The sequence below is a fragment of the Rhizobium freirei PRF 81 genome (assembly GCF_000359745.1).
Classification (GTDB): Bacteria; Pseudomonadota; Alphaproteobacteria; order Rhizobiales; family Rhizobiaceae; genus Rhizobium; species Rhizobium freirei.
In genome coordinates this window covers 13,173-38,937 of the sequence record NZ_AQHN01000010.1, presented here as the reverse complement: position 1 = coordinate 38,937, position 25,765 = coordinate 13,173, and the positions used below count along the sequence as shown (strand labels likewise).

At 60.9% G+C, this 25,765-nt stretch carries 23 protein-coding genes and 2 pseudogenes; 15 read left to right on the top strand and 10 right to left on the bottom strand.

Annotated elements, in window-relative coordinates:
* The first annotated feature begins 4 nt into the window (after positions 1-4).
* From RHSP_RS03110 to RHSP_RS03095, 4 genes are read left to right on the top strand one after another with little or no spacing between them, the layout of a single operon-like run.
* Entirely contained in the window at positions 5-334 is a 330-nt protein-coding gene (locus RHSP_RS03110) for an XdhC family protein (RefSeq protein ID WP_004108841.1), read from the top strand.
* A complete protein-coding gene (locus tag RHSP_RS03105) occupies positions 334-1,041 on the top strand; it encodes an XdhC family protein (protein ID WP_004108834.1) in 708 nt (235 codons plus the stop codon). The genes RHSP_RS03110 and RHSP_RS03105 overlap by 1 nt, the downstream gene beginning before the upstream one ends.
* Positions 1,038-2,672: an NTP transferase domain-containing protein gene (locus tag RHSP_RS03100; RefSeq protein ID WP_004108833.1), complete on the top strand. Its 1,635-nt coding sequence runs from the start codon at positions 1,038-1,040 to the stop codon at positions 2,670-2,672. Before RHSP_RS03105 ends, RHSP_RS03100 begins: the two co-directional genes overlap by 4 nt.
* A gap of 3 nt (positions 2,673-2,675) precedes the next feature.
* Positions 2,676-2,996: a TfoX/Sxy family protein gene (locus RHSP_RS03095; protein WP_004108832.1), complete on the top strand. Its 321-nt coding sequence runs from the start codon at positions 2,676-2,678 to the stop codon at positions 2,994-2,996.
* A 54-nt stretch (positions 2,997-3,050) separates the two neighbouring features.
* Here the strand turns inward: RHSP_RS03095 and RHSP_RS03090 are convergent, their stop codons facing one another.
* From RHSP_RS03090 to RHSP_RS03070, 6 genes and pseudogenes are all read right to left on the bottom strand, one after another.
* Positions 3,051-3,473 carry an NUDIX domain-containing protein gene (locus tag RHSP_RS03090; protein WP_004108831.1) on the bottom strand — a complete coding sequence of 141 codons (423 nt, stop codon included), beginning with the start codon at positions 3,471-3,473 and terminating at the stop codon, positions 3,051-3,053.
* 36 nt (positions 3,474-3,509) lie between these two features.
* Complete coding sequence (locus RHSP_RS03085; RefSeq protein WP_004108830.1) at positions 3,510-5,024, bottom strand: DEAD/DEAH box helicase; 1,515 nt, start codon at positions 5,022-5,024, stop codon at positions 3,510-3,512.
* 197 nt (positions 5,025-5,221) lie between these two features.
* Positions 5,222-5,698, bottom strand: a complete 477-nt coding sequence (locus tag RHSP_RS36005) for a M23 family metallopeptidase (protein ID WP_420820084.1) — start codon at positions 5,696-5,698, stop codon at positions 5,222-5,224.
* Between the two features lie 164 nt (positions 5,699-5,862).
* A pseudogene (locus tag RHSP_RS36000) lies at positions 5,863-6,463 on the bottom strand (M23 family peptidase); the annotation flags it as partial.
* Between the two features lie 189 nt (positions 6,464-6,652).
* Complete coding sequence (locus RHSP_RS03075) at positions 6,653-7,483, bottom strand: ferritin-like domain-containing protein (RefSeq protein ID WP_004108824.1); 831 nt, start codon at positions 7,481-7,483, stop codon at positions 6,653-6,655.
* A 3-nt stretch (positions 7,484-7,486) separates the two neighbouring features.
* The gene (locus RHSP_RS03070; RefSeq protein WP_004108821.1) at positions 7,487-7,969 is read right to left on the bottom strand and encodes a peroxiredoxin; all 483 of its coding nucleotides are present in this window, start codon (positions 7,967-7,969) and stop codon (positions 7,487-7,489) included.
* A 127-nt stretch (positions 7,970-8,096) separates the two neighbouring features.
* On the opposite strand from RHSP_RS03070, the gene RHSP_RS03065 reads away from it, so the two are divergent.
* A complete protein-coding gene (locus RHSP_RS03065; protein WP_037149356.1) occupies positions 8,097-11,516 on the top strand; it encodes a YhdP family protein in 3,420 nt (1,139 codons plus the stop codon).
* Between the two features lie 154 nt (positions 11,517-11,670).
* Here the strand turns inward: RHSP_RS03065 and tyrS are convergent, their stop codons facing one another.
* Positions 11,671-12,927, bottom strand: coding sequence for a tyrosine--tRNA ligase (gene tyrS, locus RHSP_RS03060; RefSeq protein WP_037149353.1), 1,257 nt, complete (start codon positions 12,925-12,927; stop codon positions 11,671-11,673).
* A gap of 296 nt (positions 12,928-13,223) precedes the next feature.
* On the opposite strand from tyrS, the gene RHSP_RS03055 reads away from it, so the two are divergent.
* Both RHSP_RS03055 and RHSP_RS03050 read left to right on the top strand, forming a co-directional pair.
* Positions 13,224-15,791: a caspase family protein gene (locus RHSP_RS03055; RefSeq protein WP_004108800.1), complete on the top strand. Its 2,568-nt coding sequence runs from the start codon at positions 13,224-13,226 to the stop codon at positions 15,789-15,791.
* Positions 15,792-15,971: 180 nt separating this feature from the next.
* A complete protein-coding gene (locus tag RHSP_RS03050; RefSeq protein WP_004108797.1) occupies positions 15,972-16,487 on the top strand; it encodes a GNAT family N-acetyltransferase in 516 nt (171 codons plus the stop codon).
* Positions 16,488-16,494: 7 nt separating this feature from the next.
* Here the strand turns inward: RHSP_RS03050 and RHSP_RS03045 are convergent, their stop codons facing one another.
* Positions 16,495-17,172 carry an alpha/beta hydrolase gene (locus RHSP_RS03045; RefSeq protein ID WP_004108794.1) on the bottom strand — a complete coding sequence of 226 codons (678 nt, stop codon included), beginning with the start codon at positions 17,170-17,172 and terminating at the stop codon, positions 16,495-16,497.
* Positions 17,173-17,405: 233 nt separating this feature from the next.
* Here RHSP_RS03045 and RHSP_RS03040 point away from each other — a divergent pair, with 233 nt between their 5' ends.
* From RHSP_RS03040 to RHSP_RS03005, 8 genes and pseudogenes are all read left to right on the top strand, one after another.
* A complete protein-coding gene (locus RHSP_RS03040) occupies positions 17,406-18,572 on the top strand; it encodes a cysteine desulfurase family protein (protein WP_004108791.1) in 1,167 nt (388 codons plus the stop codon).
* Positions 18,573-18,718: 146 nt separating this feature from the next.
* Positions 18,719-20,188: a Fe-S cluster assembly protein SufB gene (sufB, locus tag RHSP_RS03035; RefSeq protein ID WP_037149349.1), complete on the top strand. Its 1,470-nt coding sequence runs from the start codon at positions 18,719-18,721 to the stop codon at positions 20,186-20,188.
* Between the two features lie 71 nt (positions 20,189-20,259).
* Positions 20,260-21,015 carry a Fe-S cluster assembly ATPase SufC gene (sufC, locus tag RHSP_RS03030; RefSeq protein ID WP_004108789.1) on the top strand — a complete coding sequence of 252 codons (756 nt, stop codon included), beginning with the start codon at positions 20,260-20,262 and terminating at the stop codon, positions 21,013-21,015.
* Between the two features lie 22 nt (positions 21,016-21,037).
* Positions 21,038-22,312, top strand: a complete 1,275-nt coding sequence (sufD, locus tag RHSP_RS03025) for a Fe-S cluster assembly protein SufD (protein ID WP_037149347.1) — start codon at positions 21,038-21,040, stop codon at positions 22,310-22,312.
* A gap of 15 nt (positions 22,313-22,327) precedes the next feature.
* Complete coding sequence (locus tag RHSP_RS03020) at positions 22,328-23,569, top strand: cysteine desulfurase (RefSeq protein WP_037149503.1); 1,242 nt, start codon at positions 22,328-22,330, stop codon at positions 23,567-23,569.
* Positions 23,570-23,580: 11 nt separating this feature from the next.
* The gene (locus RHSP_RS03015; protein WP_004108787.1) at positions 23,581-23,961 is read left to right on the top strand and encodes an SUF system Fe-S cluster assembly protein; all 381 of its coding nucleotides are present in this window, start codon (positions 23,581-23,583) and stop codon (positions 23,959-23,961) included.
* 76 nt (positions 23,962-24,037) lie between these two features.
* Positions 24,038-24,427: a Fe-S cluster assembly scaffold SufA gene (gene sufA / locus RHSP_RS03010; RefSeq protein ID WP_004108786.1), complete on the top strand. Its 390-nt coding sequence runs from the start codon at positions 24,038-24,040 to the stop codon at positions 24,425-24,427.
* A gap of 125 nt (positions 24,428-24,552) precedes the next feature.
* A pseudogene (locus RHSP_RS03005) lies at positions 24,553-24,726 on the top strand (transporter); the annotation flags it as partial.
* Positions 24,727-24,827: 101 nt separating this feature from the next.
* Here the strand turns inward: RHSP_RS03005 and RHSP_RS03000 are convergent.
* Together RHSP_RS03000 and RHSP_RS02995 are read right to left on the bottom strand one after the other, a co-directional pair.
* Positions 24,828-25,094: an addiction module antidote protein gene (locus tag RHSP_RS03000; RefSeq protein ID WP_004108785.1), complete on the bottom strand. Its 267-nt coding sequence runs from the start codon at positions 25,092-25,094 to the stop codon at positions 24,828-24,830.
* Position 25,095: 1 nt separating this feature from the next.
* Positions 25,096-25,734 (bottom strand): alpha/beta hydrolase, encoded by a 639-nt coding sequence (locus tag RHSP_RS02995; RefSeq protein WP_240535348.1) that lies wholly within the window; start codon positions 25,732-25,734, stop codon positions 25,096-25,098.
* Between the last annotated feature and the right edge of the window lie 31 nt (positions 25,735-25,765).

Below are 25,765 nucleotides of genomic sequence, written 5' to 3'. Positions count from 1 at the left end.
TCCGATGTCAGATATATCCGAAAGTCTGGATCCGCTCGTAATTGCGGAGGAATGGGTGTCGGCAGGCCGCAGCGTGGCCATGGCGACCGTTGTCGATACCTGGGGTTCGGCGCCGCGCCCGGCCGGCAGTCATCTCGTGATCGACGGCGAGGGCAATTTCCACGGCTCGGTTTCGGGTGGCTGTGTGGAAGGCGCCGTCATCACCGAGGCGCTTGACGTCATCGAGACCGGCAAGTCCCGGATGCTGGAATTCGGCGTTGCCGACGAAACCGCCTGGCGGGTCGGCCTCTCCTGCGGCGGGCGAATCCGCGTCTATGTGGAAAGGCTCGCCTGATGGATCGTCAGATACTGGCGAAGCTGAATGCGTTGCGGCAGGGGCGGCAGGCGGCAATCCTTGTGACGGACCTGTCGGGCGGGCCGGACAGGCTGGTCGTTGAGGGCGACGTGCTGGAAGGCACTCTGGCCGATGCGGCCGCTTCGGCATTCCGTTCGGGCAAGTCGTCGGCCGTGGACTTCGAGGGGCGGAGCTTCTTCCTGAATGTGCACCTGCCGCCGCCGCGCATCGTTGTCATCGGCGCCGTTCACATCAGCCAGGTTCTGGCGCGCATGGCGGCGCATGCCGGCTTTGATATCACCATCATCGATCCGCGCACCGCCTTTGCGACACCGGAGCGCTTCGAGGGCGTCGACCTGATCGCCGATTGGCCGGTTGATGCACTCAAGGAACGCCCGCTCGATAGCTACATGGCATTGGTCGCCGTTACGCACGATCCGAAGATCGACGACGAGCCAATTTTGCAGGCATTGCTAACGGGCTGTTTTTACGTCGGCGCCCTCGGCAGCCGCAAGACGCATGCCGGACGTCTGGAGCGCTTGAGGCGGGAAGGATTGACGGAGGCAGATTTGGCTCGCATCCACGCCCCCATCGGTCTTGCCATCGGCGCAGCGAGCCCGGCGGAGATCGCCGTCGCCATTCTGGCAGAGATCATCTCCTCGCTGCGCGGGCGTGACGTGTCCTTGCCCAAGGGCGCAAAGCCATGATCTTCGGGGAGTTTCAAACGGTTGAGGCGGAGGGGACGGTTCTCGCCCATTCCGTTCGATTGTCCGACGGCAGCTTCTCCAAAGGGCATAAGCTTGACCGCAGCGATATCGACCGTCTGACCGCCGCTGGCATCGACCGCGTCATCGCGGCTCGTATCGAGGCGGGCGATCTCATGGAGGACGAGGCGGCCGAGCAATTGGCGCGGGCGATTGCCCCCGATCACCTGACCTTTTCGGAAGCGGCGACAGGGCGCGTCAATATCCATAGCGCGGTCGACGGTCTATTTGTTGCAAATCGAGCCGCTGTCGACCGGCTGAACAGCGTCGATCCCGCGATCACGCTCGCCTGTCTGGCCGATCACGTGCCGGTGCGATCGGGCGACATGGTTGCGACCTTCAAGATCATTCCGTTAGCTGTCTCTGGGGCGAAGGTGGCAGCCGGCGTCGATGTCCTGCGGCAGTCGACGGTCTTCGAAGTCAAGCCGTTCCAGCCGCATGCCGTGTCGCTCGTCGCTACGGAGCTGCCGTCCTTGAAGACGACCGTCATGGACAAGACGGCGCGTATCCTCTCGCAGCGGCTGCAGGTGGCGGGCAGCGCGCTTCAGAGGGAAGAGCGCGTCGCTCACGAGGCGAATGCGGTGGCAGAGGCGATCTGTCGGGCGCTGGAGGTGCGTGACCGGCTTCCGAAGCTGGTGATCGTTTTCGGCGCGTCTGCCGTCATCGACGCCGGCGATGTTATTCCAGCCGCGATCCGGCTTGCCGGCGGTGAGGTTATTCAGGTCGGCATGCCCGTCGATCCCGGCAACCTGCTGGTGCTTGGAAGAGTGGGCGATGTGCATGTCGTCGGGGCGCCTGGATGCGCGCGCAGCCCGAAGGAAAACGGTTTCGACTGGGTTCTTGATCGCATCTTAGCCGGCGAACAGCCGACGCCGCGGGATATCAGCGGCATGGGGGTCGGAGGCTTGCTCATGGAAATTCAGTCACGGCCGCGGCCGCGCGATGTCGTGGTCAAGCCGGCCGCAGAAATATCGGTTGCCGTCGTGCTGCTGGCGGCCGGCAAAGCCAGCCGCATGGGCGAGGGTGGCGCGCACAAGCTGCTGGCCGAGTTCGACGGCATACCGCTGGTGCGTCGCTCCGCATCGATCGCAATTGCAAGCGGAGCCTCCGTCGTTGTCACTGTGACGGGACATCGTCGCGAAGATATCGAGCGAGCGCTGGGCGATCTTGCCGTCGAGCGGGTGCATAACGCCGACTACGCATCCGGCATGGCAAGTTCGCTGGCGGCTGGTGTCGGCACCCGCGCAGCGCAAAAGGCGGATGGCGTTCTCGTCATGCTCGCCGATATGCCCGGCATTACCAGTGATGACCTGAAAGCCTTGATTGCCGCCTTCCGCGATGCAGGCGGTCAGGTGATCGTGCGAGCGGTGTCCGGCGGCAAGCGCGGCAACCCCGTCATCCTGCCCCGATCGGTGTTGAATGCCGTGATGCGGCTGGAGGGCGATGTAGGCGCCCGACATATTATTGAAACTTCCGGGTTTTCGGTTATTGACGTCGAGATCGGCGAGGCGGCACATCTCGATGTGGATACGCCCGAGGCCGTCGTAGCAGCCGGTGGAATCTTGAGGGGATAGGGAATGGACAATAGCGATATCGAAGACATGTTTCAGTCGCTTGGGCCGGTGACGATCAAGCGGATGTTTGGCGGCAAGGGGATCTACCACATGGGCCGGATTCTGGCGCTCGAGGTGGATGACGAAATACTGTTGAAGGCCGATGACGTGAGTGCTGCGGAATTCGAGGCGGCGGGTGCGCGGCGCTGGGCTTACGAGGGAAAGAAGGGCAAGGCCGTCAACATGCCCTACTGGTCGATTCCTGACGATGCCTTCGACGATCCGGACATCATGGCGCGGTGGGTGGGGCTGGCTTATGCAGCGGCCCTGCGCTCGGACAAATAGTGCATGCTGAGCAAACGTGCGCAGCCGTCTTGCAATAGCAATGCGCTATCGGCGTCAGCGAAAGTCCTCTTCGCTCAGATGGGCGATGGTTGCCTTGGCGAACTCTGAAAGCTGAACGGGGAGATCGTCACGGCCGAACCAGCCAAAATCAGAGAGCTTGTCTGGTTCCATCAGGCGAGGTTCGCCGGAAAAGTCCCTGCAGACATAGATTAGCGAGATCCAGTGCTGGCGGTCGGCCTCGACGATGACCTCTTCCGTGCAGAGATGGTCGATTTTGCCGATGGAGAGGCCGCTTTCTTCTTCCGCCTCGCGGACGGCAGCCTGGGCGGCAGGCTCCATATGGTCGACCTTGCCGCCAACGATGCTCCAGAATCCGGCTTCCGGCGCCTTGAGACGCCGGTAAAGCAGAATCTTCCCGTCTCGCAATATTGCGAGACCGGTTCCTAATCCTGGGAAATCGATGCCGGGCTTGCCCATGCGTACATCCCGAGATGTGCGTCTAAATGGGGCTTATCAGCCCTTTGCGTTCGCAACGATCAGCATGAAAGCCGGAATGTCGTCGCCGAAGCCGACCGGCGTCGGGCCGTCATCATGGTCGCGATAGCGGTTACGGCGCTCGCGATTGTCGTCGTTGGCAGCGGGGAAGGGCCGGTTGTTGTTGCGAGAACCGTTATGGGACTTGTTGTTCTCAGACTTGCGCTCGTTTCTCACGCTTTCGGCCTTTGCTGGTGCTGCTTCGATCGCTACGACGCCATTATCCTCGACGTCGATATCAGATTTATGACTCGAGGCGCTCCGGCCTCCGCGGCTACGATCCCGATCGCGGCCCTTGCTCTTCTGGTCACGGCGGCGGGAAGAACGATTGTCGTCGCTGCTCTCGTCAGCCGGCGGCAGCGCCGACAGGTCGCCGTTCAGCCACTGGACATCCTCACCGATCAGTTTCTCGATCGCGTCGACATGCTTGGTATCGCGCTTCGTCACGATGGTGAATGCGGCGCCCGAGCGGCCGGCACGGCCGGTGCGGCCTATGCGGTGGACGTAATCTTCCGAATGGATCGGAACATCGAAGTTAAAGACGTGGCTGACATCGGGGATATCGAGGCCGCGGGCCGCGACGTCGGAGGCGACGAGCAGCTGCAGGTTACCGTCCTTGAAGTTCTGCAGCATGGCCATACGCGAGCGCTGATCCATGTCACCATGCAGTGCACCGGCGGAGAAGCCATGGCGATCCAGCGAACGGAAGAGATCGGAAACATCCTTCTTGCGATTGCAGAAGATGATCGCGTTCTTGAGGTCCGTCTGCTCGCGGATCAGATCGCGCAGCGTCGCGCGCTTCTCGTAATCCTTGCCATGCGAGGCGACGAAACGCTGCGTCACGGTCTTGGCGGTCGATGCGGGCTTGGCGACTTCGACGCGTTCCGGGTTCTGCAGGAAGCGGTCGGCGAGTTTCTGAATTTCGGTCGGCATCGTTGCCGAGAAGAACAGCGTCTGGCGCGTAAAGGGGATGAGCTTGGCGATGCGCTCGATATCAGGAATGAAGCCCATGTCGAGCATGCGGTCGGCCTCGTCGATGACGAAGATCTCGACACCGCTCATCAAGAGCTTGCCACGCTCGAAATGATCCAGCAGGCGGCCAGGCGTGCAGATCAGCACATCGGCGCCGCGCTCGAGCTTGCGGTCCTGCTCTTCGAAGGAAACGCCGCCGATCAGCAGGGCGATGTTCAGACGATGGTTCTTGCCGTACTTTTCGAAGTTTTCGGCGACCTGGGCCGCCAGTTCGCGTGTCGGCTCCAGGATCAGCGTGCGCGGCATGCGAGCGCGTGCGCGGCCCTTTTCGAGCAGCGTCAGCATCGGCAGCACGAAAGAGGCCGTCTTGCCGGTTCCCGTCTGGGCGATGCCGCAGATATCACGGCGCTGAAGCGCAAAGGGGATGGCACCGGCCTGGATCGGAGTCGGTGTGGTGTAACCCGCGTCTGTCACCGCGGAAAGGACTTTTTGGCTCAGGCCAAGGTCAGCAAATGTTGTCAAAGGGAAAACTGGTTCCGTCTTGGTTCGGTCGAACACCATGAATCGACACGCCACAACGTGCCGGAATGCAGCGCGACATAGAACCAAATACCTGCGAAGTCAAGGAAAGCGGGCGCATCTATAGGCCTGAAGTTCATTCAGGGCGCAATTTTTAGATTAGTGTCATCTTTGTTGCGCGTTTGTCACAATTTCAGCAGCTAAATTGCGCCCAATCCGCTGATGTAACTTGCAAGCCTGGTGCCGGCATTGATGAAATACATCGGGTCCACAGGATGTCCGTTTTCGCGGACTTCGTAGTGCAGGTGCGTCCCCGTCGAACGACCGGTGCTGCCGGCGAGACCGACTACGCCGCCCCGGGCGATTTTATCGCCGACTTTGACAAGTATCTGTTCCATATGGCCGTAACGTGTGGATATGCCATCGCCATGATCGATCTCGACCATGTTGCCATAGCCGCCCGTCCAGCCGGCCGACACGACCTTGCCCGGAGCAGTCGCCTTGATCTTTTCGCCGGGGCTGAAATGGAAATCGGTGCCGGTGTGGAGGGCCAGCGTGCCGAAGAACGGGTCCTTGCGATTGCCGAACGGGCTGGTGACGAGCTTGCCCGGTGCCGGATTGCGGAAGGGCAGGTCCTCAGCCGCACTCCGCGCCGTCTCCAGGCGCGTCAGCGCCATGTCGAGATCGGCCATGGACTGCTCGAACTGATCGACATTTTCCGGCGCGACATAAGGTCCGCCCACGCCGCTATCGGTGTCTTCGCCGGCATTGCCCGCGATCGCATTCGGGACCTTGACGCCGACATTGTGCATGATCGACTGAATCTCGTTCGCGGTGCCGGAAGCATCGGCGGTGAGATTGCGGATGCGGGTCAGTTGATCCTGTTCGATGTGTTTCAGCGACAGCGTCACTTTGGAAAACACGCGATCGGCGCGATCGGCGACGGTTTCCGGAGCCGGCACATAGGCGAGGGTGGAATTGTCGGGAGTCGCGTCCGCAGGCTTGCCGGTGGAAAGAAGCTTCTCGATCGCCTTCGGTGCCGTCAGCTGCGCGTGCTCGTTCTTGCCGGCTGGCGTACTGGTATCTGTATGAGGGCTCTTGTCAGTGAGGCCGGAGCTCTCTGCCCTGTCGAGCAGTGCGTTGAGCTTGCCGCCGCGCGAGGAGAGCTGCTGTTGCTGCTCGATGAGCTTGTCGACCTTCTCTTCGACGACCTGCTGATCGAGAAGCTGGCGCGAGGTGACGCGATCGACCTGCGCGCGCAGTGCGGCGATGCGGTCTTCATAGTCGTATTGCATGCGGGCCTGCCGCGCCATCGTTGCGCCGATCAGATCGTCGCGCAGGACGAGATAGGAGGTCGCCAGGAGGTAACCGATCGAAAAGATACCGACCATGCAGACGGCAAGAGCTGCCATCCATGGGCGCACGGTCATATGACGCACCATATCGCCGCTCGCGAGAATGATGGTGTGATGCCGCTTCTGTTTGCCGAAAACCCGGTTTTGAGGCCTTGCTGTCACCGAGACTCTCCCAATCGATGCCTTTTGGAACCCGTTGGAAGTACACGGTATTATGGTTAATGAATGCTTTCCGTTTCAGTATTAGTTGCCGGAAAATTGAGTTTTGTCAGTATATCATGCGTTGCTTGTGGAGGTCAGGGCGCGATAGAACGAGGGTGTTAGCCCGGCCTCAGCGCGCGCTATGTCATTGAACGGCGCCTTCAGCGAGCCGCGGAAGTTTGCGCGAACCAGTTCCTGGAATGTGCGGGCCGGATCGCGCTTCTCCCGAGCGCACAGGAAGCGGAACCATTTGGCGCCCACCGCGACGTGACCCTTTTCGTCATTGTAGATGACATCGAGCACGGCAGCACTTTCCATGTCGCCGGTCTCGCGCATCTTCGCCTGCAGCGCTGGCGTGACGTCCAGGCCTCTCGCCTCGAGGATCAGCGGCACGACCGCGAGGCGGGCGGTCAGATCCGTGCGGGTCGCATGCGCCGCCTGCCAGAGACCGTCATGGGCCGGTAGATCGCCATAATCGGCGCCGAGTTCGCGCAGTCTTTCGCGGACCATGCGGAAATGCTTGGCCTCCTCGAAGGCCACCTGCATCCAGCCGTCAAAGAAGGAGTTTGGAACCGGTTCGGTCGCAAAGCGGGCGACGATATCGAGCGCAAGATCGACGGCGTTCAGCTCGATATGGGCAATGGCATGCAGCAAGGCGATGCGCCCTTTGAGCGTATGCAGCGAGCGCTTTTCCATGTGCTTGGGCGGCACCAGCTCCGGGCGTTCCGGCCGACCGGGCCGATCGGCCAGCGGCGAATCGAGCGGCGAGCGCAGAGATAGGGTGCGGGCAAACCAGCGTGCTGCCGATTCCTGCGCCAACGCGGTCTTGCGATCGAGATCGGCCGACCGGATGGCGTCGATAGCGCCACCGCGCAGCGATGTGATCGCGCTGGGATTGCCTGCCATGCGTCAAAGCTCCTTCGCCGCGGCCAGAACATCCTCCGCATGTCCAGCGACCTTGACCTTGTCCCAGATTCTGGCGATCAGGCCGTCGGCGCCGATCAGGAAGGTCGAGCGGACGACGCCCATATAGGTGCGGCCATACATGCTTTTTTCGCGCCAGACGCCATAGGCGATCGCCATGGTCTTTTCTTCATCCGAGGCGAGCGGGATGGACAGCGCATGTTTCCTGACGAATTTATCATGGCTTTTCACGGAATCCGGCGAGACGCCGAGGATGGCAATGCCCGCCTTATGAAATTCGGGGGCAAGCGCCGTGAAGGAAATCGATTCCGTCGTACAGGCTGTCGTGTCGTCCTTGGGGTAGAAGTAGACGACCAGCGGTTTCCCCGCAAAATCCGCAAGGCGCACATCGCCGCCACCATCGCGGGGGAGATGAAAATCCGGCGCCTTGTCGCCGAGGTTCAGCTGAATTGTGGAGACTTCCGTCACGATAAAACCTTTCTTTTGCCGGTTTTTTAGATGACACACCGGGTGAGCCATATATACTGATCGGGTATGGCGTCCACATGGGACGCGGCGTCACCAACAAAATTGAGAATGAAAGGGACGCACAGGAGTGATCCGAGGCGAAAAGGTAATATTCCGCAAAAAGGATCTCGTGTCACTCGACCATCTGCCGTCCGCTCAGGTCGAAGACCCCCTCATCGTGCATGTGCCGGAACGCGGCGGCCGACGCCGTTCGCATGTCTGGCACGTCTGCCGCATGACGATGGTTTTCTTCGCGTTTCTGGCCATCCTGCTCGGAGCGGCGATCTTTGCCATTGAAAGCGGTATCTTCGATCAGCCGCTGTCGCAGAAGGCGCAAACGGCCCTCGATAAGGCAATCGGCCCTCGCTACAAGGCGGAGGTCGGCGCAACCGTGGTTCGCTTCACCTCCGGTCTGCGACTGGCGCTGGAGGCGCGCAACGTTAATGTCGTCGATCAGGAGAGCGGCAAGCACCTGTCGACCATGTCCGCGGTCAATATGCAGCTCGATCCGCTCGCCCTCATCGAAGGGCGCGTGGAGGTGGCGAGCGTCGCGGCGGAAGGCATCGCGCTCGATACTTCGCTTCTTCCTCAGGGGGATCCCGTCGACCTCTCGCAATTGCGCGTGAATGCGTTGCCGCAGGCTTTGACCGAAGCTTTCGACAATCTCGATTTTCTGCAACGTTTCGTGCAGCGCGGCGGTACGAATTCGGTGCGGATTTCCGGCTTCTCGGTCAAGCTGGCACGCGCGGAAGGCCCTCCGATCTCTCTTGTGGTGGACAATCTCACCTTCGAGCGGGCGGAGCCGAACTTGCTGCATCTTTATGGGCAGGTCGCCGTCAACGGCTCCGTGGCGACACTGGATATCAGAGCCCAGCAGGAGGAAGTCGGCCATAGCTCCTCCTTGATCGCGAAAATCTCCAACCTCGATCTCAAGCCGTTGTCGATGACTTATGATCCGAGCGGCGCTCCGCGCCAGGGGCTCATGAGTTTTGCCGATGTGACGCTTTCGGCTGCCAAAGCAGATTCGGGCGTCGCTCCAAAGCTCGAGGCGTCCGTCAGCATACAGCCCGGCACGCTTTACATGGATCGCGACCCGCAGGAGCTGACGCAGGCCAATATCAACCTCGGCTACAATTTCGATCGCCAGACGCTCGAGATCGCGCCTTCCACGGCGCAGTTCGCGCGTACCGTCGTGCCGTTTTCGGGAGCGCTGATCGATCTCGATCGTATCGACGCCAATGCGGGCAAGGGCTTCGGTATCGACTTCCTGATCAGGAACGGCACGGCTGCCTCCTCCATATCGGGAGAAAAGCCCATCAGCTTTGACGGTCAGGCGAAAGGGCGATTTTTGTCCGCGACGAAGGAATTTCAGTTCGAGAACCTCGGCGTATCGACACCGCAAGGCGCGCTGTTCGGCTCGCTGCACATAAAGCTCGGCGACAGCTCGCCGGAAATCAGCTTCGGCGGCCGCGCGGATAAACTCGATACGACCGCCGTGAAGCAGCTATGGCCCTTCTGGATGGCTTCTAAGCCGCGAATATGGGTCGAGAACAATCTTTTTGGCGGCTCGGTGACGAACGCGGTCATATCCGTCTTCATTCCGGCCGGACGGCTGAGGGAGGCTTCGCAGACCGGCAAGCTGCAGCTCGGCCAGAACGAGCTGCATATCGCCTTCGACATTGACGGAGTGCGCCTCAATGTCCCCGGTGAAATTCCACCACTGCGCGACGCGAAAGCGCATTTCGACCTGACAGGCCCGAAGATGGCCGTCGATATTGCGACCGCGACCTCCTATTTCCCGACGGGACGCACGATTACGCTGAACGACAGCAACTTCTCGATACCGGCCACATACGACAAGCCCTTGATGGCCGACCTGGACCTGTCGATCTCCGGCGCCGGCGACGCCATAGCGGAGTTGCTGACATATAAGCCGGTGCAGGCGCTGCAGCGCACCGAATTCAAGCCGGAGGATTTCAACGGCAAGATCGTCGCCAAGGTCGATGCCCGGATCGGCCTGATCAGCGACCAGAAGCCGCCACCGCCGGATTGGATAGCGAAACTGACGCTTAACGATGTCGACCTGTTGAAGCCGATGAGCAATCGCAAGATCGACAATCTGACCGGCGAGATCAATGCCGATCCGCAGTCGGTGCATCTGCAGGCTCAGGCGCAGATCGATGGTATTCCCGCGCAGATCGACATGGTCGAGCCGACCGACAGCAAGTCGGCTGTCAAGCGCGGTCGCGTAGTGACGGCAACGCTCACCGACGCCCAACGCAATGCCGTCCTGCCCGGCCTGCGCGATATGATCGACGGGCCCGTGAAGATAGAGCTGACGCGCATCGATGACGATCATCAGGGTGTCAAGGTCGATCTCGGTAAGGCGGCGCTGACCGTTCCCTGGATCGGCTGGTCGAAAGGCAGCGGTATTCCGGCAAGCGCGCAATTCGAAGCGTCCGGCTCCGACAGCCAGATGACGCTCAAGAACTTCATGCTCAAGGGCGACGGCTTCGGTGCCGGCGGTGATCTCGTCATCAGCAAGGGGAGCCTGTCGTCTGCGAACTTCGACAACGTGAAGCTCTCCGCGCTCGACGATTTCGGATTGTCGCTGAAGCATAGCAAGGCCGGTGCCTATGACGTCACGATATCAGGAAGTTCGGCCGATATCCGTCCGATCCTGGCGCGTGTGAAGGCGTCATCCTCCGGCGGACGGAAGAACACGGATGATCCGGCAAGCGCGAGCGCGACAGTTCGCGTCGATCTCGCGAAGGTCGTCGGTTTCAACGACGAATCGATCGGCAATCTCAAGGGCGTCTATTCCTTCGCGGGCGGCAAGACGACGGCTGTGGACTTCTCCGGCGTTACCCGTAGCGGCGAGGCATTCGTCACCCAGATGAGCAAGGGTAGCAACGGCGTGATCCGCGTCACAAGCGGTGATGCTGGTGCGGTGGCGCGCTTCACTGATCTCTACAAGCATCTGAAGGGGGGCCTGCTCAATCTGTCGCTGCGCTCGATCGGACAGGACGACTGGGACGGTTCGCTGGATATCCGCAATTTCTCCATCGTCGATGAAAACAAGCTGTCGACCATCGTTTCAACACCGAGCGGCAAGAACGGCAAGAGCCTGAATTCCGCGGTGAAGGATAATATCGACACGCGCGCGCAGAGCTTTGAGCGTGGTTTTGCGCGGCTGGTGCTGCGCGACCGAACACTATCGGTCGAGAATGGCGTCGTGCGCGGCGTGCAAGTCGGAGCGACCTTCCAGGGAACGGTCAAGGACGCCAACAACAAGATGGATCTAACCGGAACCTTCATGCCTGCCTATGGCTTGAACCGGCTGTTCGCGGAGGTGCCGCTCGTGGGCTTCCTTCTGGGCAATGGCAGCGATCGCGGCCTTATCGGCATTACCTTCAGATTGACCGGCAGCTTCGACAAGCCGACGATGCAGATCAATCCCCTGTCGATCATCGCGCCTGGTGTTTTCAGACAGATATTTGAATTTTGATCAGGTGCAGCGCGTTGGGATGAATGGTCGGTCGGGATCGGCGACGTGTCAAAACGGAGCGATGCCGTGATAACACCACGCGCCTGTGCGAACTGAAAACAAAAAAGCCGGCGGGAGATCGCCGGCTTTGTTCGTTCGTGAGCTGTCAGGCCGCTCAAGCGGCCGGACGGATCAGGATGTGCTTCTTCTTGCCGAGCGACAGCTTGATAATGCCATCGGCGGTGACTTCACCGCTGCCGATGATCTTGCGTTCGTCGTTGACGGCCTCGTCGTTGACGCGCACCGCGCCGCCCTGAACGTGACGGCGAGCTTCGCCGTTCGAACCGGCAAGACCGGCGCGAACGATGAGCGACAGGAGCCCGATACCGGCGTCCAGCTCAGAGGCGGGGACATCGACGGTCGGCAGATTTTCGGACAGGCCGCCTTCCTCGAATGTCTTGCGCGCGGTCTCGGCGGCCTGCTCGGCTGCTGCGCGGCCGTGCAGAATTGCGGTGACCTCGGTCGCGAGGATCTTCTTGACCTCGTTGATCTCCGAGCCGGCAAGCGCGGAGAGGCGGGCGATCTCGTCCATCGACAGCGTCGTGTAGAGCTTCAGGAAGCGCGAAACGTCGGCATCCTCGGTGTTGCGCCAGTACTGCCAGAAGTCGTAGGCCGAGAGCAGGTCGGCATTCAGCCAGACGGCACCGGTGGCGGACTTGCCCATCTTGGCGCCGGATGCGGTCGTCAGCAGCGGCGAGGTCAAAGCGAAGAGCTGCTTGGTCCCCATGCGGTGGCCAAGGTCGATGCCGTTGACGATATTGCCCCACTGATCCGAACCGCCCATCTGCAGGCGGCAATCGTAGCGCTTGGCCAGCTCGACGAAGTCGTAGGCCTGCAGGATCATGTAGTTGAATTCGAGGAAGGACAGCGACTGCTCGCGGTCAAGTCTCGTCTTGACGCTGTCGAAGGACAGCATGCGATTGACCGAGAAGTGCCGGCCGACGTCGCGCAGGAACTCAAGATAGTTCAGCGAGCGCAGCCATTCGGCGTTGTTGACCATCAACGCATCCTTCGGACCTTCACCATAGGTGAGGTAGTTGGCGAAGCAGCGCTTGATCGAAGCGATGTTGTTTTCGATCGTATCGATGGTCATCAGCTGGCGGGCTTCGTCCTTGAAGGAGGGATCGCCGACCATGCCGGTGCCGCCGCCCATCAGTGACAGAGGCCGATGGCCGGTCGCCTGCATCCAGTGCAGCATCATGATCTGGATCAGCGAGCCGGCATGCAGGCTCGATGCCGTTGGATCGAAGCCGATATAGGCCGTCACGGTTTCCTTGGCGAAAAGCTCGTCGAGGCCGGTTTCATCGGAAATCTGATGAATGAAGCCACGCTCTTGCAGGGTGCGCAGGAAATCGGATTTGAACTCAGCCATGATCTTCGTCTCTCCAAGCCGCATCGACGGAGGACGCGGCGAAGTCGCTGTTGTTGAATGTCGCCGGGCGCGTTTAGCATCGATTTGCCGGTTCGTCATCATTTTGGTGGGGCCGATATCAAGTTTCGGCGGCGGCGCTGACCGGGCGGTGTTTGTAACACAACGCCTCTTAATGTGAACGGATCGTGACATGATCCCGAAGCCGCCCGGAATATGCCGCGTATTCGCCCGAATCGAAGCCTATTATTTTCGTTGCTAGTCCCGCGTGCAACATATGTTTCGTGAAAGAAATCGGTATGTCATCTTTGCTTTCGATGCTGGGATTGTCGTTCAAGAAGACGATTTATGCATTCTTCGCCCTGATGTTGGTTTTAGGCGGTATTGCCGCCGTAAGCCCGGCCCAGGCGCAAGGTTCCCCCGAAAAGAGAATAGCGTTTGTCGTCGGCAACGCTGCCTATAAGACGGGTGCTTTGCCGACGCCGGCCAATGATGCCGGTCTGATCGCGCAAACGCTGCAAGCCGCCGGTTTCGACGTCATCGGCGCGCGCGACCTCGACCAGAACGGGTTGCGCGACGCGATGCGGGATTTTCTGACGAAAGCGAATGCGTCAGGTCCCGATACCGTCGTTTTCGTCTATATGGCGGGCTATGGGGTGCAGTATCAGGGCGATAATTATTTCGTGCCTGTGGATGCTCAGATGGCCAATGCCACGGATGTTCCGGTCGAGGCCCTGCGGATTGCCGATTTCACCAAGTCGCTGGCATCGCTCAACAATCGCGGCAGCATCGTCGTGCTTGATGCGGCGAGAGCCAATCCGTTCGTGCAGTCCAATCAGCCGCTCGCCGGCGGCCTTGCGCTGGTCGATCCAGACGCCAATCAGCTGATCGCCTTCAATGCGGCGCCCGGTACGGTCGCACCGCAGGAGGCCGGTCCGTACGGCTCCTATGCACATGCATTGGCGGAGATGATCCGCGTCGGCGGTCTGCCGCTCGACGATGTGTTCGATCGCACGCGGTTGCGGGTCAGCGATCTGACCAAGGGCGCGCAGATTTCCTGGGATGGCTCCAAGTTCAAGAACGCCTTCACTTTCTTCGATCGCGGACCCGATGCGCCAGCCGCTCAGGTTTCCAGCTACAACAATGCCGCAATCCGAACCAAGGCGATCCGCGATTTCGACGAGCGGGATGCCTATTTTGCCGCGCTCGATCGCGACACGATGCAGGGCTACGAGGACTTCCTGGCTGCCTATCCGCACGACGCCATGGCAAAGCGCGTGCGTGCCATCATCGCCGCACGGCGCGAGGCGATCACCTGGCGCCAGACCTGGCGTGCCGATACGCCCGAGGCCTATTGGTCCTATCTGAGACGTTATCCGCGTGGTCCGCATGTGTGGGATGCCCGCCGCCGCCTCGAGCATTTCGAGGCAGCGCTCGAGCCGCCGCCGTCGTTTACCGTGATCGAGTATGACGTCCCGCCGCCACCGCCGCCGGAAATCGTCTATATCGACCGTCCCGTGCTTTATTTCGATGATGCCGACTTCGGCTATGCGCCGCCGCCGCCCGTCGTCTTCCTGGCCCCGCCGCCGCCGGATTTCGTCGTGCTCGCGCCGCCGGAGCCTTCGGTCGATCTCTATGTGTTGCCGGAGCCGACCTACGTTCCGGTCCCGGAGTGGGTCGAGCCGCCGCGCGATGTCGCGCCGCCGGAAAACAACGTCATCTTCAACAACATCCACAATACGGTCGTGAACAATACGGTCGTCAACAACAACACGACGACTACCAACGAGAACGGAGCGGCACCGGCGGCTCCGGGATTGACGACCGGGCAGAAGATCGCCGGCGCCGCCGTCCTTGCCGGCGCGGGCGCTGCGGCGCTGCATGTTGCCTTGCCGCCCTCGGTGCAGAAGAAAGCTGCCGTTCAACAACAGCAGAATCCGGCGGCTGTGATCAAAACCCCGACTGGAGCCGCTCCGGCGGTTGCACCTTCGGCTCAGCCGCAAGCACAGCCGCAGACGGGGAACGCCGTTCACGCGCTTCCCGGCGCCAATGGACAGCCTCTGCCGGCGACCGGCAAGGCACCGGCCACTCCGGGTGCAGCTCCGACGAAACAGGCTCAGCAGCCACAGGCAGCGCCGAACGCCATTCAGAATCCGGCTGTTGCTCCTCAACCTGCCCAACCGGGCACGAATACCAACGCCCACGCGCTCCCCGGTGTCAACGGTCAGCCTCTGCCGGCAACCGGCAAGCTGCCGAAGGTTCCGGGCGCGGCTCCGACGAAGCAGGCTCAACAGCCACAGGCAGCGCCGAACGCTACGCATAATCCGGCTGTCGCTACCCAACCTGCTCAGCCGGGCACGAATGCCAAAGCCCCTGCGCTTCCAGGTGCCAAGGGGCAGCCCTTGCCGCCGGCCGGCAACACGCCTGCCGTGAAGGGGCAAAATCAGATTGCCAAGACCCCGCCACCCCAGACAGCTCCGAGCGCGAAGCCGAATGCTGTTGTCGCCGCGCCAAAACCCAATGCTCATGTTCAGGCGATGAAGCCGGCAGCGCCCGCCGTTGTCGCCAAGCCCCCGGCGAAGCCTAATGTGGTCAACAATGCTCGGCCGCCGGTCAGCAGCCAGCCTCGCGTCGTGACCGCACCGCCGCGGCAAGTCAACCCGGCCGCGTCTCAGCCCAAGCCCGTGCCGCCTGCTCCGAAAGTGCAGGCTCAACCCAGACCGCAGCCGCAACCTCAGCCGAAGATTGCGCAACCCCAGCCTCAGCCGAAGATCGCGCAGCCGCAGGTGAAGGCGCCTCCGCCTGCGCCGCAGAAGCCTCCGGCAAAGAAGACATGCGGTGCTCCGGGCCTGCCTGCATGTCCCTGAGCGGTGATGCCTGGCGATGCTTTGAAGGCCCGCTTCGGCGGGCCTTCGGATTCAGAATTGTTGCTTGATCGCCTTGTTGAAACCATGCCGTGCGTTTAGCACTGACCAGACAGTTTGTAGTCGATGCGATAGTGTGCGTTAAGGCGGGCTTCAAATCCACCACGAAAACAGGGCAGGCAGATGAGCGATACCATCATCCTCGAGACCCCGAGGCTTGTTCTGACGATGTGGAACAGGGGCGATGCCGAGCTGATTCGGCAGCTGCATTCGACGATCGAGACAACGCGTTATCTCTCAGGTGCTGCTCCATGGACCTTGGAGAAGGCCGAGGAGCGGCTTGGGGGCTGGTTCAGGGAGCAGGCTCGCGACGGCACGACCAAGTACAAGATGCTGCGGCGTGACGACGGCCGCTTTATCGGCCGCGCCGGCTTTTCGCGTTTTGAGGAGAGCGGTCGGGGCGACTTCGAACTCGGCTATTCGATTCGGCGGGATGCCTGGGGCAACGGCTATGCGACGGAGATCGCCGATGCACTTGCGCAATGGTTCTTTACGCGTGGCTTTGCCAGGCGATTCATCGCCTTCACGCACCCGGAGAATTCCGCATCGCAACGCGTTTTGCGGAAAATCGGCATGCAGGACCACCCGCCGATGACAATCGACGGGATTTTGTGTCCGACTTTCAGTATGGCTCGCTAAAAGCTTCTTAGCGGATGCGCTTGGCAGCGGGCTCCGGCACCAATTCGCCATTCAGGCGACGGTCGAGGTAGTCTTCGCATTCGCCGAGAAGCGTCTCGACCTGGCCGTTGAAGAAGTGGTTGGCGCCCGGCACGACCTTATGCGTGATCAGGATGCCTTTCTGCGTCTTCAGCTTCTCGACGAGGCCGTTGACGTCCTTTTCCGGGGCGACCTTGTCGGCATCGCCATTGATGATCAGGCCGGATGACGGGCAGGGGGCGAGGAAGGAGAAGTCGTAGATGTTCGGCTGCGGCGCGATCGACATGAAGCCTTCGATCTCCGGGCGGCGCATCAGGAGCTGCATACCGATCCAGGCTCCGAAGGAGTAACCGGCAACCCAGCAGCTCTTGGAATCGGGATGGAGGCTCTGGACCCAGTCGAGCGCCGATGCGGCATCGGAAAGCTCGCCTGCGCCGTGATCGAATTCGCCCTGGCTGCGGCCGATGCCGCGGAAATTGAAGCGGAGCGTGGTGAAGCCGCGCTTCTGGAACATATAGAAGAGCTGGTAGACCACCTGATTGTTCATCGTGCCGCCAAATTGCGGGTGCGGATGAAGAATGATCGCGATCGGGGCGCTTTTTTCCTTCGAGGGCTGATAGCGGCCTTCAAGGCGGCCTGCGGGGCCGTTGAAAATAACTTCGGGCATCGATACTCCGGCTCTTCTTTTTCTGCGTTCAAACCCAACGGCACGCAGCAAGTTGACTTGACGAATGCGCTCAAGTTTTCTAGAACGCAGTTTAGAACAATTCGAAACTTGATGCGGTGTTCCGCGCGTTGCCTGTTCAACGCTGTGTGGAACGTGTCATAAGGCATGCCCGGCTGAAATTTCAAGGAAAATGAGCCAGGCAGACAAAGCAACGTGCAGGCAGGAAGACGATCATGGCGGCAACGCGCCTTTATCTCGACTGGAATGCCACTGCGCCCCTTCATCCGGCGGCGCGGGATGCGATGCTACGTGCGATGGATATCCACGGCAACCCCAATTCCGTGCATGGCGAAGGTAGGGCGGCTCGCGCTGCCGTCGAGGCCGCGCGCCGGCAGATTGCGAGCCTGACGGGTGCAGAACCGGCTCACGTCGTTTTCACCAGCGGTGCCACCGAGGCGGCCAATATGGTGTTGACTCCTGAATTTCGAATGGGGCGGACGCCGCTTACCGTCAGCCATCTCTATATATCGGCGGTCGAGCACCCTGCCGTGCGTGAGGGCGGCCGGTTTGCGAAGGATAGAATCAGCGAGATCCCGGTGACGTCGGATGGCGTTGTCGATCTCGCCACTCTGGAAGCGATGCTGTCGGCCCATGACAAGGCGGCCGGATTGCCGATGGTTGCGATCATGCTGGCCAACAACGAGACCGGCATTCTGCAGCCTGTCGCCGAGGCGGCGCAGATCGTTCATGCCGTGGGCGGCCTGTTCGTTGTCGATGCCGTTCAGGCGGCCGGCCGGGTGCCGCTGGACATCAACGCGATCGGCGCGGATTTCCTCATCGCATCCTCGCATAAGCTTGGAGGCCCCAAGGGCGCTGGCGCGCTTATGTCGCGCGGCGAGGTGTTGATGCCGAAGCCGCTGATCCATGGCGGCGGCCAGGAAAAAGGCCATCGTTCCGGCACGGAAAACACTTTGGCGATCGTCGGCTTCGGTGCGGCGGCGGAAGCAGCCCTCGCGGACCTTGATGATCTCAATGCCGGGATTGCGGAGCTGCGTGATCGGCTGGAAGACGGCATGCGGCTTGCCGCGCCCGATGTCATCATTCATGGCAAGGGCGGAGCACGGGTGCCGAACACAAGTTTCTTCACTTTGCCGGGATTGAAATCCGAGACCGGACAGATCGCCTTCGATCTCGAGGGGGTCGCCATTTCGGCTGGATCTGCCTGCTCGTCGGGCAAAGTCGGCGAGAGCCATGTGCTTGCGGCGATGGGGTGTGATCCCAAGCTTGGAGCGCTTCGCATTTCGCTGGGGCCGACCACCAGCGAGGCGGATATTGATCGCGCAATCGCTGCTTTCGCCCGCATCGCAGGGCGGCGCAAACTGGCGGGTGCCGCGGCCTGAGGGCCACAAATTTGCGGAAATGGAAATTTCCGCTTGCCAAGCGGGATGAAAAGTCCCTTTTGGCCGACTACATAGGGGGCAGACACAAGTCTGCCGCAACGTTGACAAGCTGCCGGACCTTGGATCCGGCGAGATTGGAGAACGAAATGCCTGCAGTCCAGGAGACGGTCGATCAGGTTCGCCAGATCGACGTGGACCAGTATAAGTATGGTTTCGAGACCACCATCGAGGTGGAAAAGGCTCCCAAGGGCCTTTCCGAAGACATCATCCGCTTCATCTCCGCCAAGAAGCAGGAGCCGGAATGGATGCTGGAATGGCGCCTCGAAGCATATCGTCGTTGGTTGACGCTTGAAGAGCCCACATGGGCGCGCGTCGATTATCCGAAGATCGATTTCAACGACATTCACTATTACGCCGCCCCGAAGAAGTTCGCCGGTCCGAAGTCGCTCGACGAAGTCGATCCGGAACTCTTGAAGACCTATGAGAAGCTCGGCATTCCGCTGCGCGAGCAGGAGATCCTTGCCGGTGTCGAAAAGCCGAAGATCGCCGTCGACGCGGTGTTCGATTCCGTCTCGGTCGTCACCACCTTCAAGGACGAGCTGAAGAAGGCCGGCGTGATTTTCATGTCGATCTCGGAAGCCATCCGCGAGCATCCGGATCTGGTGCGCAAGTATCTCGGCTCAGTCGTGCCGACGACCGACAATTTCTACGCGACGCTGAATTCGGCCGTCTTCACCGACGGTTCCTTCGTCTTCGTGCCGAAGGGCGTTCGTTGCCCGATGGAGCTGTCGACCTACTTCCGCATCAACGAGAAGAACACCGGCCAGTTCGAGCGCACGCTGATCATCGCCGAAGAGGGAGCCTACGTCTCCTATCTCGAAGGCTGCACGGCGCCGCAGCGCGACGAAAACCAGCTGCACGCAGCTGTCGTCGAATTGGTTGCGCTCGATGACGCCGAAATCAAGTATTCGACCGTCCAGAACTGGTATCCGGGCGACAAGCATGGCAAGGGCGGCATCTACAACTTCGTCACCAAGCGTGGCGATTGCCGCGGCCATCGCTCCAAGATCTCCTGGACGCAGGTCGAGACCGGCTCTGCTATCACCTGGAAATATCCGTCCTGCATCCTGCGCGGCGACGACAGCCGTGGCGAATTCTACTCGATCGCGGTTTCGAACGGCCATCAGCAGGTCGACAGCGGCACCAAGATGATCCATCTCGGCAGGAACACGTCGAGCCGCATCATCTCGAAGGGTATCGCCGCCGGCGTCTCCCAGAATACCTATCGCGGTCAAGTCTCCGCGCATCGCCGCGCGACCAACGCCCGCAACTTCACGCAGTGCGACTCGCTGCTGATCGGCGACAAGTGCGGTGCGCACACGGTGCCTTATATCGAGGCGAAGAACTCGTCCGCGCAGTTCGAGCATGAAGCCACGACGTCGAAGATTTCCGAAGACCAGCTGTTCTACTGCCTGCAGCGCGGCATTCCGGAGGAAGCGGCGATCGCGCTGATCGTCAACGGCTTCGTCAAGGAAGTGCTGCAGGAGCTGCCGATGGAATTCGCCGTCGAAGCGCAGAAGCTGATCGGCATCTCGCTCGAAGGCAGTGTCGGCTGACGCACACGAACCAGAATTAGCTTTGGCGCGCCACGCGCGCCGCACCTTCATTCCTGCGATAGGATTCTATTATGCTTGAGATCAAGAACCTGCATGCCCGCATCGCCGAAGACGGCACCGAGATCATCCGTGGCCTGAACCTGACGGTGAAGGCAGGCGAAGTTGCCGCTATCATGGGCCCGAACGGCTCGGGCAAGTCGACGCTGTCCTATATTCTTGCCGGCCGCGACGACTACGAAGTCACCGAGGGTGACATCCTTTATAATGGCGAGAGCATCCTGGAGCTCGACGCCGCCGAGCGTGCCGCCAAGGGCATCTTCCTGGCTTTCCAGTATCCGGTGGAAATCCCCGGCGTTGCCACCATGCAGTTTCTGAAGGTGGCCCTGAACGAGCAGCGCAAGGCGCGCGGCGAAGACGAGCTGACGACGCCGGATTTCCTGCGCCGCGTCAAGGATGCCGCTGCCAAGCTGCAGATCAACATGGATATGCTGAAGCGCCCGCTGAACGTCGGCTTCTCCGGCGGTGAAAAGAAGCGCGCCGAAATCCTGCAGATGGCGCTGCTGGAGCCGCAGCTTTGCGTTCTTGACGAAACCGACTCCGGCCTCGACATCGATGCGCTGAAGATCGTTGCCGATGGCGTCAACGCACTGCGCTCTCCGGATCGCGCCGTCATCGTCATCACCCACTACCAGCGCCTGCTCGACTACATCGTTCCGGACACCGTTCATGTCCTCTACAAGGGCCAGGTGATCAAGTCCGGCGACAAGACGCTGGCGCACGAGCTCGAAGCCAACGGCTATGCCGACATCATTGGAGCTGCAGCCTGATCGGGGCGGAAAGGACACGTCGATGAACATTCAGACGACGAACCGCCTGACCGCCGCGGAGACGGCGCTGATCGAGGCGTATAACGACCAGATGGGCGATCTGCCTGGCGATGGCGAAGTTTTCGCCGTCCGCGATCGCCTGCTGGACGAGCTGAAGACCGCCGGCCTGCCGACGCGCCGGGTCGAGGCATGGCACTATACCGATTTCAAGAACCTGCTGCGGCTGGTGCCGAGCGACATCGGCAAGGGCCTGGTAGAGGCTCTGCCTGCGACGGTCGAAGGCTCTTCCGTTCTCGCCGTTCTTCAGGGAAAGGCAAGCGAGAAGGCTGCCGTCAAGAACCTGTCGGTCGGACGTTATGCCGACAGCCTGATCGATGGCACGGCTGCCGCCGGGCTGGAAGCGCTCGGCAAGGATGACGCTATCGGGCGCATCAATGCCAGCTTCGTGCGCGATGGCTATGCTATCGATTTTCCGGATGGCGCAGAACTCGACACGCCGCTCGAAGTGCAGTTCATCCATGCAGGCGGGCAGATTCACAGCCGTCTTCCGGTGACCTTCGGAGCTGATGTCAAGGCGACGGTCATCGAGCGTCATCAGGCTGTCGAAGGTGCTGCCGCACTCGTCACGTCGGTGAGCGAGATCAAGATCGGCAAGGGTGCAGAAGTCATCTGGATCGTCCTGCAGGAGCAAGGATCCGAGGATACGCATCTCGGCCAGATCCGCGTCGATCTCGGTGCGGACGCGAAGCTGAAACTCTTCGTCATCAACGCCGGTGGCAAGCTGGTGCGCCAGGAATTGCATGTGAAGGTGAGCGGCGAGGGCGCCGATCTGAAGATTCGCGGCGTCAATCTGCTGGGTGGCGATACGCATACGGATGTGACGCTGGTGCTCGGTCATGACGTTCCGCACACCGGTTCGACCGAGATCGTCCGCAACGTGGTGTTCGACCGTGCCCGTGGTGTCTTCCAGGGCATGATCCGTGTTGCGCCCGATGCGCAGAAGACGGATGCGCGCATGGCCTGCAACACGCTGCTGATGTCCGACGATGCCGAGTTCTCGGTCAAGCCGGAGCTTGAGATCTTCGCCGACGACGTTCAATGCGGCCATGGCGCAACGGTTGCCGATATCGACTCGAACCATCTCTACTATCTGATGGCTCGCGGCATTCCGAGGAACAAGGCCCGCGCCATGCTGGTCAATGCCTTCGTAGCCGAGATCGTCGAGGAACTGGAAGACGAAGCCCTGGTCGAGGCGCTGGAAGGCGTTATCTCCGCCTGGCTGGAAAAGCACGCCTGATTGGAGGCAAAGCTCGTGGACAAGATCGTGCCGGCAACGGCCTATGATGTCGAAGCCATTCGCCGGGATTTCCCGATCCTGGCGAAAATGGTGCACGGCAAGCCGCTGGTCTATCTCGACAACGGCGCATCCGCGCAGAAGCCGCAGGTCGTCATCGATGCCATTTCGCATGCCTATTCCAGCGAATATGCGAATGTGCATCGCGGCCTGCACTTCCTGTCCAATGCTGCCACGGAAGCCTATGAAGCGGCTCGCGAAAAGGTGCGCCGCTTCCTGAATGCTCCGTCGGTGGACGATATCGTCTTTACCAAGAACTCGACGGAAGCGATCAACACGGTCGCCTACGGCTGGGGCATGCCGAAGCTTGGCGAGAGCGACGAGATTGTCGTCTCGATCATGGAGCATCACTCCAACATCGTCCCCTGGCACTTCATCCGCGAGCGGCAGGGTGCCAAGCTCGTCTGGGTGCCCGTCGACGACGAGGGCGCGTTCCATATCGAGGATTTCGAGAAGAGCCTGACGGAGCGGACCAAGCTCGTCGCCATCACCCATATGTCGAATGCGCTCGGAACCGTTGTTCCGGTGAAGGACGTCTGCCGCATCGCGCATGAGCGCGGCATTCCCGTCCTGATCGATGGCTCGCAGGGTGCGGTGCATATGCCTGTCGACGTGCAGGATATCGATTGCGACTGGTACGTCATGACCGGTCACAAGCTTTATGGCCCATCGGGCATTGGCGTTCTCTACGGCAAGAAGGAGCGGCTCGCCGAGATGCGGCCCTTCCAGGGCGGCGGCGAGATGATCTTCGACGTCACCGAGGAAAACGTCACCTATAACGAGCCGCCGCATCGCTTCGAGGCGGGAACCCCGCCGATCGTGCAGGCGATCGGCCTTGGCTACGCGCTTGATTATATGGACAGCATCGGCCGCGAGGCGATCGCCCGCCACGAAGCTGATCTCGCCGCTTATGCGGCGGAGCGGCTGCGGGATATCAATTCGCTGCGCGTCATCGGTATGGCGCCCGGTAAGGGCGGCATCTTCTCCTTCGAGCTTGCGGGTATCCACTCTCACGACGTCTCGATGGTGATCGACCGCCAAGGTGTGGCGGTTCGCGCCGGAACCCATTGCGCCCAGCCGCTCTTGAAACGCTTCGGCGTCACCTCCACATGCCGTGCATCGTTCGGCCTGTACAATACGCGCGCCGAGGTGGATGCTTTGGCGGATGCGCTGGAATATGCGCGGAAATTCTTTGCCTAAGGAGGCAAGCGATGTCACTCGACGAAAGCGAACAGAAGATCGACGTACGCGAAGGGATCGTGCATTCCAGCATTCCCGAGGATGAGCTGGCTCGCCTTAGCGACGACGTTATCGCTGCGCTTAAGACTGTCTACGATCCGGAAATTCCGGCTGATATTTTCGAGCTCGGTCTGGTCTACAAGATCGACATCGAAGACGACCGCATGGTGAAGATCGTCATGACGCTGACGGCACCGGGTTGCCCGGTGGCAGGCGAAATGCCGGGCTGGGTCGAGAATGCCGTCGGCGCCGTCGAAGGCGTTTCCGGTGTCGAGGTCAGCATGACCTTCGATCCGCCGTGGACGCCGGATCGCATGTCGGAAGAAGCGCAGGTCGCGGTCGGCTGGTATTGAAGCTTTAAGCCGCCGGCTTTACATTAAGACTCGAAGCACCGGATCTTGACCCCGGTTGTGGAAGGAGAATGAGCCCATGGGCTTTGCAGTCATGAGCATGACGGATGCGGCGGCCAACCGCGTCAAGGCAATTGTCGAGAATTCCGGTCCTGCTGCCAAAGGCGTTCGCGTCGGCATCAAGAAGGGCGGCTGCGCCGGCATGGAATATACCATTGATCTGGTGACCGAGCCGAATCCCAAGGATGACCTGATCGAGCGCGATGGGGCGAGCGTTTGGGTTGAGCCGTCGGCCGTACTTTATCTGCTTGGCACGGAAATGGGCTTTGAGACCACGACACTGCGCTCGGGTTTCATCTTCACCAATCCGAACCAGACATCGGCCTGCGGCTGCGGCGAGTCCGTCGAATTGAAGCCCGCCGATCTCGCCGCTTTGGCAGCTCAACGTCAGGCTGCGCAACCCGCTTAAAGCAGGTTCCTCGATATTTCACCGCAATGCGTTTCGTGCTTTGATCGTGGCACGCCTGGGTTTCTCCGCGCCTCCCTGGCAGCCGGCTTGGCCGGGTAACGTCGAAGGCGAGCGACGGGGATCTTATGGTGGCATCGGCATGGGTTTACACATTGATCCCGGCGACGGCCGCCATTGCGGGTGCAGCCGTTGCGGTGAACACGCGGCCGGGGCCTAATCTTGTCAGCGCCATCCAGCATTTTGCCGCCGCCGGCGTCGTCTTCGCAGCGGCGGCCGGCGAAATCCTGCCCGATATGCGGTTTTCCGTCCGGAATTGCTAAAAAACAAAGAGATAGAGCGGTTCAGAGTTTCCGTGAAAAGCTGAACCGCTCCAGGCGACTAACGGCGGGTTTGCCAATCCTCAATTTGCGGCGGGGACGGGCATCAGTTTGAGACCAAGCGCCTTGACGACCTTCAGGATCGTCGCAAATTCCGGATTTCCGTCGCCGCTGAGCGCGCGATAAAGCGCCGAGCGGTTCATCCCGACGTCCTTGGCGAGCTTGCTCATGTTGCGGGTGCGCGCCACTTCGCCCAATGCCTTGGCGATCGACGCCGGATTATCCGTTTCGAAGGCGGCGGCGATGTAGCTGTCGGGATTGTCCACGTCGAAGGAATTCTCCTCGTTCATTTCATATGCCTTTCCGTATAAGCCAATCACGGACGATCTTGGGTTCGTCCGGATGGAGGTCGTGGCCGGTGGGCAATTGATGGGCGCTGACGTCAGCACCAGCCTTTGTAAATTGTCGGCTGACAAGATCCGCGTCGCCGGGCTCCCGGCGTTGATCGTGTTCGCCTGAGATGATCAGGATCGGCAGTCCTGGCATCGACGGGAGATCCGCATCGGGGGCCGGCGAAAGGGGGCGCAGCAGAATGGCGGCCGAAGCGATTGAGGGCATCTGCCGAAGGAGCGATGCGGCCATGATGGCTCCGTTGGAGAAGCCAAGCAGAACAGGCGGCCGGGCAAGCAACGTTCGCTCCATCGCCATCCCGATGAAACGACAGAGCCGCTCCGTCTGCCTGTCGAGGTCTGCATGATCCAGGCTGCGATCGGGATTGCGGCGAAAGAAGGCGAATCCTTCCTCCCATTCGACCGCACCGCGCAAGGCCATATGTGAGCGCTGCGGCGCGATCGCGTCCGCAAGCGGGATAAGCGAAGTTTCATCCCTGCCGCTGCCGTGCAGCAGAAGCAGCGGCGGCGACGAAACGTCGGCATGCCGCTCGTTGACGAAATGAAATTCCGGCTGTTCCGGCATAAATCTGAATTCCAAGGCCCCGTTGCCGCGTCATGAAAAACGCCGC